Source organism: Streptomyces flavofungini (assembly GCF_041028215.1).
Classification (GTDB): domain Bacteria; phylum Actinomycetota; class Actinomycetes; order Streptomycetales; family Streptomycetaceae; genus Streptomyces; species Streptomyces flavofungini_B.
Genome location: NZ_JASKYR010001361.1, coordinates 1 through 1,122, shown reverse-complemented (window position 1 = coordinate 1,122; position 1,122 = coordinate 1). Strand labels below are relative to the sequence as shown.

Genomic DNA, 1,122 nt, shown 5'->3' with positions numbered 1-1,122 from the left:
GTACGGCCTCGCCGCCTACTGCGCCCGGCACGGCCTGCCCGCCGAGCATGGCCGCCCCCTGCCCATCGAGCACTTCGCCGCCTACGGCCTGTGGTTCGCCGAGCAGGCGGCACCCCCGGTCGACCAGCGCCTGGTCGGCTCCGTCGACACCCCCCCCCCCCCCCCCCCCCCCCCCCCCCCCCCCCCCCCCCCCCCCCCCCCCCCCCCCCCCCCCCCCCCCCCCCCCCCCCCCCCCCCGAGGTGCGGACGGGCGCCCGGGTGGAGGCCGCCGAGCGCGCGGGCGGGCGGGTGCGGCTGCGGACCCGCAACCGCGAGGGAGCGGCGGGTCTGATCGTCACGGACCACGTCATCGCGGCCACCGGCTTCCGGGCGACCACCGACCGGCTCGACGTCCTCACCCCGGGCCTGCGCCAGCGCCTGCTCTCGCTCCAGGACGGCACACCGTACGTCAGCGACCGCTTCGAGACGTCCTGCCCCGGCCTCTTCACCGCGGGCCTGACCACCGCGTCCAGCTTCGGCCCCGCCATGCGCTTCGTGTACGGGGCCTCCTACACGGCGTCGGCCCTGGTGCGCGGGGTCCGCCGCCACGTACGGCGCCGTCCGGACGTGGTGCTGCCCCCGCAGGGCCGTGCGGCGGTCCCGAGCCGGGCCGGGGCGTCCGCGCGCTGATCGGATCGGGTGGAAGGGGCGGTGCGGTCAGGCGTGCCACGCGCGCGTGCCCGCCGCCGCTCCTAGTCTCTGGTCAGGTGACGCGGAGACGGCACCCGGCCCGGCTTCCGTGTTCGCGATGGTCCGCGGCAGCCGGGCTTCCAGCGCCACCTTCTGACACCACTGAGCCCCGCCGCCTGTCGGGCGACGGGGCTCGGCCGGTCTTCCAGGGCCCTGCGGCGGTCCCGGTGCGCGCGGCCTAGCGTGGCGACGACGCGCCGCGGCTGCGCCGGTAGAGGATCGCTCCGCCGAGCAGCAGTGCGGCGCTCGCGGCCGAGGCGCCGATGAGCGACTGGTCCGTGCCCGTCTCGGCCAACTGGGCCCGCATGTCGAGCGGGTGGTCGGCGCGGGTCGTCTGCGGCGTGTGCTTCGGCGCCGCCGACGTGGACGACGACACCTCGGACGGTCCGGGCG

Annotated in this window: 2 protein-coding genes; one reads left to right on the top strand and one right to left on the bottom strand. The window is 78.4% G+C overall.

The window, feature by feature from the left end; translation table 11 throughout:
* The first annotated feature begins 240 nt into the window (after nt 1–240).
* Nucleotides 241–669: a hypothetical protein gene (locus AB8Z36_RS41070; RefSeq protein ID WP_369218433.1), complete on the top strand. Its 429-nt coding sequence runs from the start codon at nt 241–243 to the stop codon at nt 667–669.
* Between the two features lie 238 nt (nt 670–907).
* Here AB8Z36_RS41070 and AB8Z36_RS41065 read toward each other — a convergent pair.
* Nucleotides 908–1,122, bottom strand: a 215-nt coding sequence (locus tag AB8Z36_RS41065) for an LPXTG cell wall anchor domain-containing protein (RefSeq protein ID WP_369218432.1), incomplete at its 5' end; no start/stop codon positions are given.